At 54.1% G+C, this 13,958-nt stretch carries 14 protein-coding genes; 3 read left to right on the forward strand and 11 right to left on the reverse strand.

Going from position 1 to position 13,958, the window contains the following annotated elements; translation table 11 throughout:
* Window positions 1-123 precede the first annotated feature (123 nt).
* From lipB to D467_RS0109670, 11 genes are all read right to left on the reverse strand, one after another.
* Window positions 124-774, reverse strand: a complete 651-nt coding sequence (gene lipB, locus D467_RS0109620) for a lipoyl(octanoyl) transferase LipB (RefSeq protein ID WP_018917304.1) — start codon at window positions 772-774, stop codon at window positions 124-126.
* Entirely contained in the window at window positions 775-1,086 is a 312-nt protein-coding gene (locus D467_RS0109625; RefSeq protein WP_018917305.1) for an HP0495 family protein, read from the reverse strand.
* 56 nt (window positions 1,087-1,142) lie between these two features.
* A complete protein-coding gene (locus tag D467_RS0109630) occupies window positions 1,143-2,342 on the reverse strand; it encodes a D-alanyl-D-alanine carboxypeptidase family protein (protein ID WP_018917306.1) in 1,200 nt (399 codons plus the stop codon).
* A gap of 60 nt (window positions 2,343-2,402) precedes the next feature.
* Entirely contained in the window at window positions 2,403-3,428 is a 1,026-nt protein-coding gene (locus D467_RS0109635) for a septal ring lytic transglycosylase RlpA family protein (RefSeq protein WP_018917307.1), read from the reverse strand.
* Window positions 3,425-4,453 carry a lytic murein transglycosylase B gene (mltB, locus tag D467_RS0109640; RefSeq protein WP_018917308.1) on the reverse strand — a complete coding sequence of 343 codons (1,029 nt, stop codon included), beginning with the start codon at window positions 4,451-4,453 and terminating at the stop codon, window positions 3,425-3,427. Before mltB ends, D467_RS0109635 begins: the two co-directional genes overlap by 4 nt.
* Window positions 4,454-4,496: 43 nt before the next feature.
* Window positions 4,497-5,657, reverse strand: a complete 1,161-nt coding sequence (rodA, locus tag D467_RS0109645) for a rod shape-determining protein RodA (RefSeq protein ID WP_018917309.1) — start codon at window positions 5,655-5,657, stop codon at window positions 4,497-4,499.
* Between the two features lie 3 nt (window positions 5,658-5,660).
* Window positions 5,661-7,568 carry a penicillin-binding protein 2 gene (mrdA, locus tag D467_RS0109650; protein WP_018917310.1) on the reverse strand — a complete coding sequence of 636 codons (1,908 nt, stop codon included), beginning with the start codon at window positions 7,566-7,568 and terminating at the stop codon, window positions 5,661-5,663.
* Between the two features lie 71 nt (window positions 7,569-7,639).
* The gene (gene rlmH / locus D467_RS0109655) at window positions 7,640-8,107 is read right to left on the reverse strand and encodes a 23S rRNA (pseudouridine(1915)-N(3))-methyltransferase RlmH (RefSeq protein WP_018917311.1); all 468 of its coding nucleotides are present in this window, start codon (window positions 8,105-8,107) and stop codon (window positions 7,640-7,642) included.
* Complete coding sequence (rsfS, locus tag D467_RS0109660; protein ID WP_018917312.1) at window positions 8,104-8,490, reverse strand: ribosome silencing factor; 387 nt, start codon at window positions 8,488-8,490, stop codon at window positions 8,104-8,106. Before rsfS ends, rlmH begins: the two co-directional genes overlap by 4 nt.
* 78 nt (window positions 8,491-8,568) lie before the next feature.
* Window positions 8,569-9,240: a nicotinate-nucleotide adenylyltransferase gene (gene nadD / locus D467_RS0109665; RefSeq protein WP_018917313.1), complete on the reverse strand. Its 672-nt coding sequence runs from the start codon at window positions 9,238-9,240 to the stop codon at window positions 8,569-8,571.
* A 13-nt stretch (window positions 9,241-9,253) separates the two neighbouring features.
* The gene (locus D467_RS0109670; RefSeq protein WP_018917314.1) at window positions 9,254-10,561 is read right to left on the reverse strand and encodes a glutamate-5-semialdehyde dehydrogenase; all 1,308 of its coding nucleotides are present in this window, start codon (window positions 10,559-10,561) and stop codon (window positions 9,254-9,256) included.
* 197 nt (window positions 10,562-10,758) lie between these two features.
* On the opposite strand from D467_RS0109670, the gene D467_RS0109675 reads away from it, so the two are divergent.
* Genes D467_RS0109675 through D467_RS0109685 form a run of 3 tightly spaced genes read left to right on the forward strand, consistent with a single transcriptional unit; the run spans window position 10,759 to window position 13,958 of the window.
* The gene (locus D467_RS0109675; RefSeq protein WP_018917315.1) at window positions 10,759-11,607 is read left to right on the forward strand and encodes a hypothetical protein; all 849 of its coding nucleotides are present in this window, start codon (window positions 10,759-10,761) and stop codon (window positions 11,605-11,607) included.
* A complete protein-coding gene (locus tag D467_RS0109680; RefSeq protein ID WP_018917316.1) occupies window positions 11,604-12,533 on the forward strand; it encodes a GGDEF domain-containing protein in 930 nt (309 codons plus the stop codon). The genes D467_RS0109675 and D467_RS0109680 overlap by 4 nt, the downstream gene beginning before the upstream one ends.
* Before the next feature lie 27 nt (window positions 12,534-12,560).
* Window positions 12,561-13,958 carry a bifunctional DedA family/phosphatase PAP2 family protein gene (locus D467_RS0109685; protein ID WP_018917317.1) on the forward strand — a complete coding sequence of 466 codons (1,398 nt, stop codon included), beginning with the start codon at window positions 12,561-12,563 and terminating at the stop codon, window positions 13,956-13,958.

The following is a 13,958-nucleotide window of genomic DNA, read 5'->3' on the forward strand; positions in this document are numbered from 1 at the left end:
CGGCGAAGCTAGCATAAGCTTAAACAAAGAGGCCGCCGCGAATATTACTTATCGCGGCGGCCTCTTTTTATGCACGCCATCTAACGCCTGCATGAGCTTTGCATCTATACAAGCGGTGCTTCGCTAATCGATAACCACTAACGCTCGCCTTAGCTGAATGGCTAGTGCATGCGCCAGCTGTTCGCCTACGTCGTGCTCCTTGGGCAGCGTTGCCAAGTCTGCCAGACGAGTGACAGCCATACCCGCGTAGCCACAAGGGTTGATACGCTGAAAGGCGGAAAGATCCCCATCCACATTGAGCGCTACGCCGTGATAGCTTGAACCACGCCGAATGCGTAATCCCAGCGAGGCTATCTTGGCCTCGCCCACCGGGCTCTTTACATACACCCCTGGGGCGTCAGGTCGTGCATGTGCGCTAATGTCGTAATCGGCGAGTAGCGCAATCACCGCGTTTTCCAGCGCTGACACCAGTTCCCGCACGCCTATTTTAGCGCGTCGCACGTCAAGCAGAGGATACAGCACCACCTGCCCCGGGCCATGGTAGGTTACCTGCCCACCACGATCCGTTTGCACGACAGGAATTTCACCCGGCATCAGCAAATGCTCAGGCTTACCTGCCTGACCCTGGGTAAACACTGGATCGTGCTCTACCAGCCAGAACTGATCGGGTGTATCACTATCGCGCGTATCGGTCAGCGTGCGCATGGCCTCCCACACAGGCAGGTAAGGCCTACGTCCTAAGCGGTGTAGCTCAATGGGCGAGTCATCGCTCATTTACACCACCATATGCACACGGCCTGTAGCTTTCAGCTCATCAAACAGCTGGCTTATCTGCTGTTCGCTGGTCGCATTAATCGTGATACGCACTGACTGAAAACGACCGTTTCGGCTATCGACTACTTCTAGCGTAGATTCATCAAAATCCGGCGCATGGCGCACCACGATCTGACAAACACAGGCGGTAAAATCATCAGCGGCATCGCCGACAATTTTCAACGGATAATCGCAGGGAAACGTAATCTTGGGTGGCTCGGTCACTGCCGGCTGACGCAGATCGCGAAACCCATCGTTGGCACCTTTTTTCATAATTTGCCTTCTACTAAGCGAAACAAGAGGCCTGGGCAGTACCCAGGCCGGGCAGATTAGTCGGTAAATTTAGAAATCAACCCACTGAAAAAGCGCTGAACCTGATCGAATAAGCGCTTGAATAAGCCGCCCTCTTCGACATTTTCAAGCGCGACTAGCGGGCGTTCACCCACCATTTCTTCACCCAGGTAAACCTCTAATGTGCCTACGTCATCGCCAACCGCAATCGGCGCTTGCAAATCTGCATTGAGGTTAAGACGGGCACGCAGCTCTTCGCTACGGTTGCGCGGTAACGTCATGTAGACTTCTTCATTGACACCCACGCGCAGCTCATTGATATCACCGCCCCATACGCGCGGCGTTTCAAGTACTGCGCCACGCTCGTAAAGCTTCATGGTTTCGTAAAAACGAAAACCGTAGCTCAACAATTTCTGAGTTTCCTGGGCTCGCGCCTCATCTGAGTTAGTACCCATGACCACGGAAATGAGTCGCATGCCGTCACGTTCGGCAGAAGAGACCAAGCAGTAGCCTGCAGCATCTGTCCAGCCGGTTTTCAGGCCGTCAACAGATGGATCGCGCCAGAGTAGGCGATTACGGTTAGGCTGATCGATCCCGCCATAAGAGAAGTGACGCTGCGAGTAGATTGCATAGTGCTCAGGATAATCATTGATGATATGACGTGAAAGTCGCGCCAGGTCATGAGCGGTGGAGTAATGATTATCACTGGGCAGACCCGTGGCATTCTCAAAATGGGTATTTTCCATTCCCAGACGAGTCGCATGCTGGTTCATCAAGTCAGCAAAAGGGGCTTCCCCGCCTGCCAGATGCTCGGCCATGGCAACGCTGGAATCGTTACCTGACACGATAATAATGCCGTGCAGCAGCTCCTCGACGGGAATCTGGTTGCCCACTTCAATAAACATTTTTGAGCCGCCAGTCCGCCAGGCGTTTTCACTGACGTTGACCAGATCATCCAATTTAATGGTGCCACGATCCAGCTCACGCTCAACAAGATACGCGGTCATGAGCTTGGTAAGGCTTGCCGGCGCCAAACGCTCATCCGAGTTATGCTCGGCCAAAACCCGGCCACTATTGGCATCCAGCAAAATCCAGGAGCTGGCAGCAAGCTGCGGTGCGGCTGGAATAATCGTCTGCGGCTGAGGGATTACCTGGGCCGTTGCAGGCAGCGTAACAGCCGTCATGGCCACAAATAGGCATAGCTTGGCGGAGCGGCGTATCGACTCAAATACATTCATCACTAACATCTCACTTACAAGAAAAATGGCGCTAAGCACCAAAGAGTATAAAAAAGTGAATTATCTCACGATAAAAACTTGAGGGAAGCCCGCTTGACGAAGCTCTTCACGTGCCTGTGTTTCCTGAGCGGGCCTTACTGGTCCCACTTGAACACGGTGCACGCTTGCATCGCTCATTACACGAACTTCATGGGGCAATTCGTTTTTCAATCGCTGCTGAAGCTGCTGAGCACCTTCCGCACTACCCAAGGCGGCAATCTGCAGGTAAATAGCCCCCGTAGCGCCGCTCTCAGACCCAGCACTTGAAGCTGCAGGTGCTGCAGCGGAGGCCGACTGAGGCGCTACTGGAACGCTTTGCGCAGCAACGGGCGCTGCCGATGCTACAGCCGTTGGCTGGGCGGCTGGCGCTCTGGCAGCTGGCACTGCATTAGCGGACGCTCTGCCCCGTTCGGCTAGCCAGCGCTCCGGGTCAACCGCTTCAACCCTGACCCGCCCGGTGCCGTTATCCAATATACCTAATCGCGCAGCGGCAGCGTAAGAAAGATCAATTTCCCTGTCGCTATGAAAAGGGCCTCGATCATTAACCCGCACAATCACTGACTGACCGCTGTCCAGGCTGGTAACACGCGCAAAAGTAGGCAGCGGCAGCGAACGGTGTGCCGCCGACATTTTGTACATATCGTAAATCTCACCGTTGGAGGTTGCATAGCCATGGAATTTTTCTCCATACCAAGAGGCGGTGCCCTGCTTGGCATATCCTCTGGAATCAGGCATTACATGATACGTTTCCCCCCACACCTCGTAGGACGGACGATTACCCGCCCGCGAAGGTGCTTCAATACGCGGCTCAGCATCCGGCACCTTAGACACATCCGGTGGTTCAACCGGATAGGCATCGCCATTCATGGCGTAACGCCCACCGCCACTACTGCTGTTACTGTTGCTGCTGGCTGCTGGTGCCGAGGGCTGCGCCTGTGCGGGCGTATTATCCACACGCTGAGCTTCACGGCTTGCACAGCCACTTATTAAAGCAACAAGGGCAATCGCACCGCCCATTCGCCAAGTCACTGCTTGCAACATTTTCATCCCTGTTCCTCAGCCTGATTTTGAATGGCCTCGGCAAGCTCCGTAACGGCCATGGCATACAGGTGGCTGTGGTTATAGCGAGTAATCACATAAAAATTGTTCTCGCCCAGCCGGTAACGCATGCGCCCGTCGTCCATTTCAAATACCAGCGGTATCACCGGCAGTGAGCCATCAAGTACTTGCTGAGATTCAACGCCCTCGGCGGCGGCATCAGCGACGGTTATATTCGGTGCTGACGTTTGGTTAAACGTCAATGTTTCCGGCGCTTCGTCCGGCCCACTCGCTTCGTGATAGATTGCGCCATCACGCTGCCAGCCATGTACGGCAAAATAATTAGCTACGCTGCCGATGGCATCAACCGGGTTTTCCCACAAATCACGCAGGCCATCATCGTCAAAATCGACCGCATATGCCTGATAACTGGTGGGGATAAACTGCGGGTAACCCATCGCGCCTGCGTACGAACCATAAAGCTCGGCAGGGTCGACCTGCTGCTCATAGGCGATTTGTAAAAATGCCGCCAACTCACCGCGGAAAAAATCCCCACGACTGGGGTGATAAAACGCTAGCGTAGCCAGTGAATCAAGCACCCGGTGCCGCCCTTTATGGCGGCCATAATATGTTTCTACGCCGATAATGGCGGTAATAACATTACCCGGCACCCCATACACATCCTCTGCACGGGCCAGCGTATCAGCGTGGGTCTGCATAAACGCAGCGCCTTCTTCAATGCGCTGCTGGGTAAGGAATATATCGCGATACTCATACCAGCGTAAGCGGCGCTCAGCCGCACCCTCCATGGCATCCAGCACTTCTTGGGAATACGCTGCGTGCGAAAAAGCATCGCGAAGCCAAGCTTCTGGTATGCCTTGGGCGATTAACTCATCTACCAATACCTGGGTGCGTTCATTTTTTTGCAGGTCTACCGCTTCCGCCGGTTGTTCCTCAGCGAATGCAGCAGGCATCGAACACGCAATCAGCGCGGCGACAAGGTAACTGCCAGCTTTATTCCGGGCCCTTTTCATCAACTCACCACTCCTTTGAAAACGCACCGCCCTGACTGAAATATTAACGTGGCAATAGCCGACGATGGGCATGAATAGACATGAGAATACCGAACCCTGCCAACAAGGTCACGCTGGAGGTTCCACCATAACTAACCAGGGGTAACGGAACGCCCACTACGGGCAAAATACCGCTTACCATACCGACATTTACAAACACATAAATGAAAAATGTCAGGATAATACTGCCCGCAAACAATCGACCAAACGTATCCTGAGACGAAGCCGCCAACCACAGGCCACGCCCTACAATCATTAGGTAAAGAGCAAGTAAAATCAGCATGCCGACCAGGCCAAACTCCTCACCCAATACCGCGATAATAAAATCGGTATGCCGTTCAGGCAGAAATTCAAGCTGCGACTGAGTACCTTCAAGCCAACCTTTTCCCCATAGCCCCCCACTACCAATTGCCGTGGTCGACTGAATAATATTCCACCCGGAACCAAGCGGGTCGCTCTCCGGGTCTAGAAAGGTTAACACTCTCTGGCGCTGATAATTGTGCATATTCATCCACAATATCGGCACACACGCGCCCAGCAGCGCGCCAACAAATCCAATCAGGCGCCATGAAAGACCTGCAAGCAATACCACAATGACCGCTGCACTGGCGACCAAAAGCGATGTACCCAAGTCTGGCTGAATCGCGGTCAGCACTACCGGCAAGCCAATAATCACCGCACACACCACAATATCTCTTAAACGCGGCGGAAGCTGACAACGATTCAGATAGGCGGCCACCATTAACGGTACCGCCAGCTTCATCATCTCTGACGGTTGAAAGCGGATAACGCCGGGGATCTCAAGCCAACGCTTGGCCCCCATGCCAATATCACCGGCAATTTCCACTGCCAGTAACATTACGACTCCGGCCCCATAGGCTATTGGTGCCCAGCGTAAGAATGTGGTAGGCGATAACTGCGCCAAAAATGCCATTACCGCCAGCGCCACGCCAAAGCGTATCGCCTGAGCGATTACTGACTCAATACGCTGGCCCGACGCGCTATAAAGGACCAGCAGGCCGCCAGCCATCAAAATCACTAAAAGCCCTAATAGCCAAGGATCGATATGAATACGCTCCCAAATACTTTTACGCCGGGCTATCCCGCTGTCGGGCGGACGCACAGGATGACGACGTAATGGGCGGGTCAGTGTCTGCCAAGGCATAGATCAGTTCCCCTCCACTTGAGCGTTATCTTCTTGTAGAACTTCGCGTACGTCTTCAGCGTCTGGGGCTTCATCTTTCAATAGCCAGGCATCGGTCATAGCGCGCGCCAAATGCGCGGCATGCGTACTGCCGCCGCCCGCATTCTCGACGATCACCGAAACAGCAATTTGTGGGTCATCGACCGGTGCAAACGCCATAAACAGAGCATGGTCTCTCAGGCGTTCCTCAAGCTCATCAGCGTTATAGCGCTGGTCCTGGCCCAACGAAAACACCTGGGCCGTTCCCGATTTGCCGCCCATACGATACTCAAGGCCAACGCCTGTTCGCCGCGCGGTGCCCTCACTACCATTAAGAACTTTTTCCATACCGCTAAATACCCGGTCCCACCAGGCATCATTTTCCAGCTGAATATCATCCAAAGTGTTGGGTAAGTCTTGAGGCAGCGGCTCACCGCCAATTTGTAGTGCTAAACGGGGTTTTACCCAGTGGCCTCGGTTGGCAAGCGTCGCCGTTGCACTCGCTAACTGTAACGGCGTTACTTGCCAGTACCCCTGGCCAATGCCGACTGACAAGGTCTCACCGGGGTACCAGGGCTGGTTAAAGCGCTCCCGCTTCCACTCACGAGAGGGCATCAAGCCGCTGCTTTCACCCTGGACATCGTAGGCAACTCGCTGCCCGAACCCGAATCCACTCATACGTTTATCAAGATTATCGATACCTAAATCATGCGCCAGAGTGTAATAGTAAGTATTATTCGAGACCGCCAATGAGCGCTCCAGATCCACTCGACCGTGCCCCCAGCGCAGCCAGTTTCGATAACGGCGGGAATCATTGGGTAACTGGTAATAGCCCGGGTCGTTAATCGTGCTGTCAGGCGTAATTACACCATCGGCAAGGCCTGCGAGGGCTAGAAAAGGCTTAATTGTAGAGCCTGGTGGGTAATGCCCACGAATCGAGCGATTAAACAGCGGCAGATCAAGATCTTCCTGCAAGCCACGGTAGGAGGCGACGTCAATTCCAGTCACGAACTGATTGCTATCAAACCCCGGCGTCGAGACCATCGCCAGGATTTCACCCGTCGCCGGAGCAATAGCCACAATGGAGCCGCGTCGACCGTCCATGAGCTCATAGGCAAGCGTCTGAAGCGACTTATCGATCGTCAGGGTAATGTTTTCACCTGGCACAGGATCGGTACGCCCTAATTCTCTTAACACGCGCCCACGAGCGTTAGTTTCAACCTTACGCAGGCCCGCTTCGCCGTGAAGCTCTTCTTCATAGAAGCGCTCAACCCCGGTTTTTCCGATAAAGTGAGTGCCTGCATAGCGGCCGGCATCCAGAGATTGAAGCTCTTCGACGTTAATCCGCCCCACGTAACCCAGGGTATGCGCCATCACTTCGGAGTCAGGGTAGTAACGCAGCAGCTGTGCTTCGACTTCAACACCCGGCAAGCGGTGCCGATTGACCGCGAGGCGCGCAATTTGCTCCTCGCTAAGATCACTCATCAATAGCGCAGGTTGAAAGGGGCGCTGACGCTGGCGTGAACGCACATTGAAGGCCTCTACATCCTCCTCGGGAAGTTCGAGAAGCTCGACCAGCAGTGCCAGGGTTTCATCCAGGCTATCAACGCGCTCACGCACTAACGTGAGATTATAGGTAGGTCGGTTTTCAGCCAACAGCACGCCATTGCGATCGTAAATCAGACCGCGATTGGGCGGCAGAGGCTCAACGCGAACACGGTTTTTTTCTGACCGTGTGGTATAGATTTCATGTTGAACAATCTGTAGGTAGGCCAGACGCCCCACTAATAGGCTGGTAAGCGTTGCCACCACCAGAACAGCAAGCAGCGTTCTGACACGAAAAATACGCAGCTCTTGCTCAGAATTTTTTAGCGTGTCACGGCGCTGGGGCATGGCAACAGATGACTCTCAAATCAGACGATTGACGCAACAACAGTCAACAAACACCACCACCCGTTTGAGCCTTAGCGGTGATAGGGGTGACCAACCAACAAGGTCCAAGCGCGATAAAGCTGCTCGGCAAGCATAATACGAACTAACGGATGCGGCAGGGTTAACGGCGAAAGCGACCACGCTTTATCCGCCATGGCAGACAGAGACGGCTCAAGACCGTCTGGCCCGCCTACCAACAGCACGATATCGCGACCTTCCATCCGCCAGGCATCAGCCTCCTGGGCTAGCTGCTCAGTCGTCCAGGGCTTACCTTTTACTTCAAGCGCCACCACATATTCATCGCCCCGCAGCTTATCTCGAATGCGTTGCGCTTCCTGGGCACGCGCTTTGGCAATATCGGCATTTTTGCCACGCTGGCCAAGCGGGATCTCTTCTATTTCAAGACTGAAATCCCGAGGGAGCCGTTTACGATAAGTTTCAATGCCCTCTTCAACCCACGCAGGCATCTTGGTACCTACCGCTAACAGCCGTACCTTCATGACATGCTGGCTCGCTCTTCAAACTGCTCAAACGACTCGTCTGCTTTGAAACCGTCGTTTGGAAGATCCGCCCATAAACGCTCAAGGTCATAGAGAGTACGTGCTTCTGGCAGCATTACATGAACGACAATATCGCCCAGATCCACCAGCACCCAGTCAGCATTGTCACCGCCTTCAACACCACGGGGCGCAAGACCGGCTGCTTTGGCTTTTTCCACGACGTTTTGCGCAAGTGCCGCTACATGTCGTGTAGACGTGCCGCTGGCAATCAGCATGAGGTCGGTGACCTCGGTCAAGCTGGAAACATCCAGCTGGGTAATATCGCGTGCTTTAAGTTCTTCTAACGCATCAAGCGCTAGGCTTTTCAGTGTATCGATGTGCATGACTCCTGAAGACAACCCCATTTGGTAATCGGCCAATAAAGCGGGCCATTGTAACGGCTTCTTTCGTGACTACCAGCGCTATTCGTCGTGCTGGGAAAAGTGTTGATAAAAGCCGTTCTTTCGAATGGCCTCTTCAACTGCATTTGGAAGCAAATAATGAATACTTTTGCCCTCCCTAAGCCGTTGGCGAATATAGGTCGCTGAAATAGCCATCATTGACGGTAGCGATAGCGTTAAAAGCCCCCCATTTGGGCGCTGCATCAGCGAGTCCACGCCTTCGACTTCGCGTTGGCCAACCAGTTCCCTTAATTCATTGGTCCAAGGCATTTGATAGCCTGGGCGCGCCATAACCACCAGATGCGCCAGGGAAAACAAATCGCTAGCACGGTGCCATTGGTGAAGGCGCAAAAATGCATCAAATCCAATCACCATGACCAAACGCGCCTGCTCGCCGTACTCGGCCCGCAGTTGAGCGAGCGTATCGATACTATAGGATGGCCCTTCACGGCGCAGCTCACGATCATCCGCATACAGCCCCGGCGTATCACCAATGCCGGCTTTCAGCAGCGCCAAGCGTTGCTCGGCTGATACCTGGGGTGCGCCACGCAATGGTGGCTTGGGCGCCGGTATCATATGCAGTCGATCAAGCCCCAGCGCTTCACGTACTTCCAAAGCGCTACGCAGATGGCCATGATGGACGGGATCGAACGTCCCGCCCAGCATGCCGATTTTTATCGGTTGAGAACTCATATCGCCCTATCCTTCACTGCCGAACCTGCCCATCCCCGAACACGACATACTTACGCGTCGTAAGGCCTTCCAGGCCAACGGGGCCTCGGGCGTGCAGTTTATCGGTTGAAATACCAATTTCAGCGCCCAAACCATACTCAAAGCCATCGGCAAAGCGCGTTGAGGCATTCACGATCACTGAGCTTGAATCTACCTCGGCCATAAAACGGCGCGCCAGCGAGTAGTCCTGAGTTACGATGGCATCGGTATGGTGCGAGCCATACTGCTCAATATGCGCAATCGCTTCATCCATCCCATCGACGATTTTAATGGCCAAGATCGGCGCCAAGTACTCGGCATGCCAGTCGTCTTCCGATGCGGCCAGCGCCTGAGGCAGCAAGGCACGGGTACGCTCGCAGCCACGCAGCTCAACGTCATGTTCAGCATACGCGCGGGCCAGCTCGGGTAAAATCAGATCTGCCACCGGCGCATCCACCAGCAAGGTTTCCATGGTGTTGCAGGTGCCGTAACGGTGCGTCTTGGCATTGACTGCAATGGCCAGCGCCTTGGCCGGGTCTGCAGTGGTATCGATATAGACGTGGCAGACACCATCCAGATGCTTGATAACCGGCACCTTTGCTTCGCGGGAGATCCGCTCGATCAGCGATTTACCGCCGCGTGGAATAATCACATCCACATAGTCTGGCATACTGATCAACGCACCCACAGCGGCGCGGTCGGTCGTTGCTACCACCTGCACGCAGCTTGCCGGCAGGCCTACCTCCTGCAAACCTTGGGTAATGCACTCAGCTATCGCTGCATTCGAGGCGCTCGCCTCGGAGCCACCTCGTAAAATGCACGCATTGCCAGATTTCAAACACAGGCTGGCGGCCTCCAGGGTGACATTGGGGCGCGACTCGTAAATAATTCCGATCACACCTAACGGCACACGCATCTTGCCCACCTGAATGCCGCTGGGCCGATAGCTCATATCGTCAATTTCACCTACGGGATCCGGCAAGCCAGCTACTTGGCGCAACCCTTCAATCATCGCATCAACCCGGGCGTCGTTCAGCGCCAGACGGTCGAGCAGTGCACTATCCAGGCCGTTATCTTCCCCGCGCTGCATATCTTGCGCATTAGCGGCTAAAATAGCCGCTCGCGCGTCAGCGATCCGGCTTGCCATTGCCTCAAGGGCACGGTTTTTGATACCGGTATCAGCACGACGCAGTTCGCTTGCTGCTAAACGGGCCGCTTTTCCTAGCGTTTGCATGTACGCACAAACATCACCCGAAGAGAGTTGCTGCTGGGCCTCATCTTGAAACAGTGTTAAAACGCTCATGCTGTCTCCCTATTGTCGTTGCGCAAGCAGTATGAGTAATGCCTAAGCAATAGCGTGATCATTGTGTTCAGCGGTTAGCACTATATTACGCTAATTAAACGTTATAATGGGTGCTTAAGGTTTCGCATCTTGCCAGCCTTTTTTACTTCACAACTGACAAGATAAATGGCGTTATTAAAGGTGAATAGTAAGCCACCATGCAAAGCAAATACAAAATTCGCCTGCTCAAGGCCAGTTTATTCGCCGCAGCGTTCGCGTTAGCGATCTGGACGCTGACCGCACCGCCAATGGCCGCCTTACTGCTTTGGCTATCGGTGGCCTGGCTTTCCATTACCGCGCTTTTTCTGGACTTCAGTCACCGCTACTCGCATGGCTTGCCTTGGCAAGTATTGCCCGGCGCGCTGTTGCTGGGCTTGATTGCCGCTGCCCCCGAGCGTCATAACATGTTGATCTGGGCATGGGCCGCCATGTTTATGCTACCCCAGACGCGGTGGGTACTGATATTTAATGTCATCGCAGCGCTATTCTGTTGGACCTTAATTGCTTCTCAACTAAGCCTGCCAGAAAGCGGACTAATGCTGCTTCTTTTTACTCTATTGAGCCTGCTTGCATTATCCCGGGCGCGCCAGCTGGTCGATATGAATGGCGCTATTCGCCAGCGCCTGCGCTTGATTCCAAAGGTTAATCTATGGGCTGGCGAACAGCTGTTACGTGATTTACCGCGAGAGCAAACACGCTCCGAGCGCGAGGCTATCCACGCAGAGCTGGTGGTTTTTCAGGTCAAGCGACGTCAGCTCTGGCCCACGGCCAAAAAACTGTGCGCACTAACCTATACCTTTGAAAATGCTTACCGCCTTAACGGCACGACGCTTGCGGCCTTGATGCTTTCGCGCTCGCCACAGGAAGCGGTACTGCGCCGCAAGCAGCTACACGCAGCACTTCCAGATAGCGTCTTAAGCCACTCGCTGCCATTAATTGATATCGAGCCCGCTAACCTAACGCTTGAAGAGCTTAGCCACCCCTCTTGTCAGCGGAGTCCGAAATGACCGAGTACCCGTTTTCAAGACGTTTAATGTCGCTCGCTTACGGTGCTAGCCTGGTGTTGATGGTCGGTTATGCGTCATGGCTTTACGGGCTGGGTAACTATCGTCATTTGCTGATACCCACCTTTGTGACACTGCTGTTATTAGCCGCTTTATTAGTTCATTTAGGACAAGGCTTTAAAGGTTATATACCCCAGCTGTTGCTGTTAAGTGCTACATACCTGACGGCATTCAATGCGCTTTATCATCCCCCCCATGTATCCCCCATCTGGCTAGGCTTACCTACGGTTAGCGCTTTTTTACTTTTACCCTTATGGGCTGCGCTGCTGATCACAGGCATACTTGGCCCACTAATTTGGTTCTTTATTTTCCATCCAGGCTTACAAGCCCCGTTCCTGCTTGGCTACGTCACGCTTATTTTACTCTTGGCGCTCCCCCGCTGGGAGCACGGTCGGCGTGGCGCGCTGCTTCGGGCAACCGATCCAAACGACTGTCAGTGCAATGCTTACAATATCGATACCTTAAAAGAGCGCCTATACAACGAGTTTCAGCGGGCCGCCATGCTTAACAAGCGCCTGGCCGTTCTGGTGATTCATCTGCCTCAATTAGACATGGCGGAAGAGCAGTTTGGCCACCGGGCAAAAAATGCACTACTTGATACCCTATGCAATGAAGTGCATGGTCGTTGCCGTGACCACGATTTGCTCGGTCGCGCGGGAGAGGCCGCCTTCTGGCTGGTATTACCCGATACCAGTGAAAGTGGAGCATTATTAGTGCGTGAGCGGCTGCAACATGCCCTTTCCCAATGTGTATTGGTTGAAACCGGTCAACTTGAATCACGCATCGCCGCTTGCTTGCCTCATAAAGAGAGCTTTGAGCGCTATGTACAACGCCTGAATGCCCGTGCAAAGTCATTGGCCAACGGGTGACGGCTTAATGCCTTTTAGGAGTTTTTTGTGTCTTTAGCCGATACCCTTTATCAGCTCTCGCTATCCCCGTTAATGTTAATTCTTTTAGTATTTTTGATTTCGTTGGCAGAGTCATTAGCCCTGGTCGGCCTGCTGGTGCCTGGGGTCGTACTGATAACGGCAGTGGCCTCCCTAGCAGGGCATCAATTAGTGGGGCTGCCCTGGCTAATGGTGGCCGCGTTTATAGGGGCGGTCATAGGAGATGGTGTCAGTTTTAGCCTGGGCTATCATCAACGTGCGCAAATTACCCAGCGCTGGCCGCTTTCTGCGCACCCCGAATGGCTGGGCCGAGGCGCACGTTTTTTTGAACGTTACGGCCTTTATTCTGTGTTTATTGGCCGATTTGTAGGCCCGGTAAGGCCGATCATTCCTCTGGTGGCGGGCATGATGCGCATGCCGCCGCGCACGTTTTTATGGGCAAATATTGGTTCAGCTGCCTTGTGGGCACCGGCTTATCTATTGCCGGGCTATTTACTGGGGCGTACTTGGCAGGAGCATCTCAACGTGCCGCCAGGCATCCAGACAGCCCTGCTTATCATGGCAGCCAGCATTGTAGTCTTGGCTGTGGTGTTCTCCTGGGGTCGTGCCCAGGTGGGTCGTCATGGGCGCCTATATCTCGCCATGGCCCGGCTGGCGCGAAAAGTACCGTTCATGCGCCGCCCATGGCTTTATATGAGTCAGTCTGGTGAAGTGCCTATCGCTTCACTCTTGTTGCTTATCATTGCGCTAACCAGCCTTTCTGGTTGGACACTGGTAGTGGTACACCACAACGGGCCTCTAATGCTCGACCTCTACGTTCAGCGACTGTTTACCTGGTTGCAAAGCGATACGTTGATTATGGTGGGTGCGGTATTTGCCAAGATAGGTGACAAGCTGGGTATCGCCACGCTTCTAGCGCCGTGGGGCTTATGGATGCTGTTTAATAAGCGTATTGATGCCTTACTGCACTGGGGATTGGCCGTCGGGGGCATTGCGTTTCTGAATACCTTTGGCAAGGCGTATTTCGGCCGCGCCCGGCCCGATACGCCGGACTATCTGATCGGCTCGCTCTCCTATCCCAGCGCCCATACCTCCACATCGGTGGTGGTTCTGGGGCTGTTGGCGGCATTTGTAGCCTCAGAACTCTCGCGCCAAAAACGCGCCTGGGTTTACTGGGCGGCAATTGCCTTAGCCGTTCCCATGGCCCTATCCCGCTTAGTTATCGGCGTGCACTGGTTTAGTGACCTGATCGGCGGCGCGCTGCTGGGCTTGGTGGTGTGCGCGCTGGTACGCTTAAGCTGGCAACGCTATCCGCGCCAACCGTTAACCCCCTGCCCATGGCAGTTATTAGGCGTAGCCTCACTTATCCTGATCAGCGTGAGGGTTGGCTTCTTTCCACCGGTATAA

This window comes from Vreelandella zhanjiangensis DSM 21076 (assembly GCF_000377665.1).
Lineage (GTDB): Bacteria > Pseudomonadota > Gammaproteobacteria > Pseudomonadales > Halomonadaceae > Vreelandella > Vreelandella zhanjiangensis.

Coding starts and splice junctions, on each gene's coding strand:
- rlmH (WP_018917311.1), bottom strand. CDS start 8,107: ATGAAGGTACGGCTGTTAGCGGTAGGTACCAAGATGCCTGCGTGGGTT.
- rsfS (WP_018917312.1), bottom strand. CDS start 8,490: ATGCACATCGATACACTGAAAAGCCTAGCGCTTGATGCGTTAGAAGAA.
- rodA (WP_018917309.1), bottom strand. CDS start 5,657: ATGCCTTGGCAGACACTGACCCGCCCATTACGTCGTCATCCTGTGCGT.
- D467_RS0109675 (WP_018917315.1), top strand. CDS start 10,759: ATGCAAAGCAAATACAAAATTCGCCTGCTCAAGGCCAGTTTATTCGCC.
- D467_RS0109670 (WP_018917314.1), bottom strand. CDS start 10,561: ATGAGCGTTTTAACACTGTTTCAAGATGAGGCCCAGCAGCAACTCTCT.
- D467_RS0109630 (WP_018917306.1), bottom strand. CDS start 2,342: ATGAATGTATTTGAGTCGATACGCCGCTCCGCCAAGCTATGCCTATTT.
- mrdA (WP_018917310.1), bottom strand. CDS start 7,568: ATGCCCCAGCGCCGTGACACGCTAAAAAATTCTGAGCAAGAGCTGCGT.
- lipB (WP_018917304.1), bottom strand. CDS start 774: ATGAGCGATGACTCGCCCATTGAGCTACACCGCTTAGGACGTAGGCCT.
- D467_RS0109680 (WP_018917316.1), top strand. CDS start 11,604: ATGACCGAGTACCCGTTTTCAAGACGTTTAATGTCGCTCGCTTACGGT.
- D467_RS0109635 (WP_018917307.1), bottom strand. CDS start 3,428: ATGAAAATGTTGCAAGCAGTGACTTGGCGAATGGGCGGTGCGATTGCC.
- D467_RS0109625 (WP_018917305.1), bottom strand. CDS start 1,086: ATGAAAAAAGGTGCCAACGATGGGTTTCGCGATCTGCGTCAGCCGGCA.
- mltB (WP_018917308.1), bottom strand. CDS start 4,453: ATGAAAAGGGCCCGGAATAAAGCTGGCAGTTACCTTGTCGCCGCGCTG.
- nadD (WP_018917313.1), bottom strand. CDS start 9,240: ATGAGTTCTCAACCGATAAAAATCGGCATGCTGGGCGGGACGTTCGAT.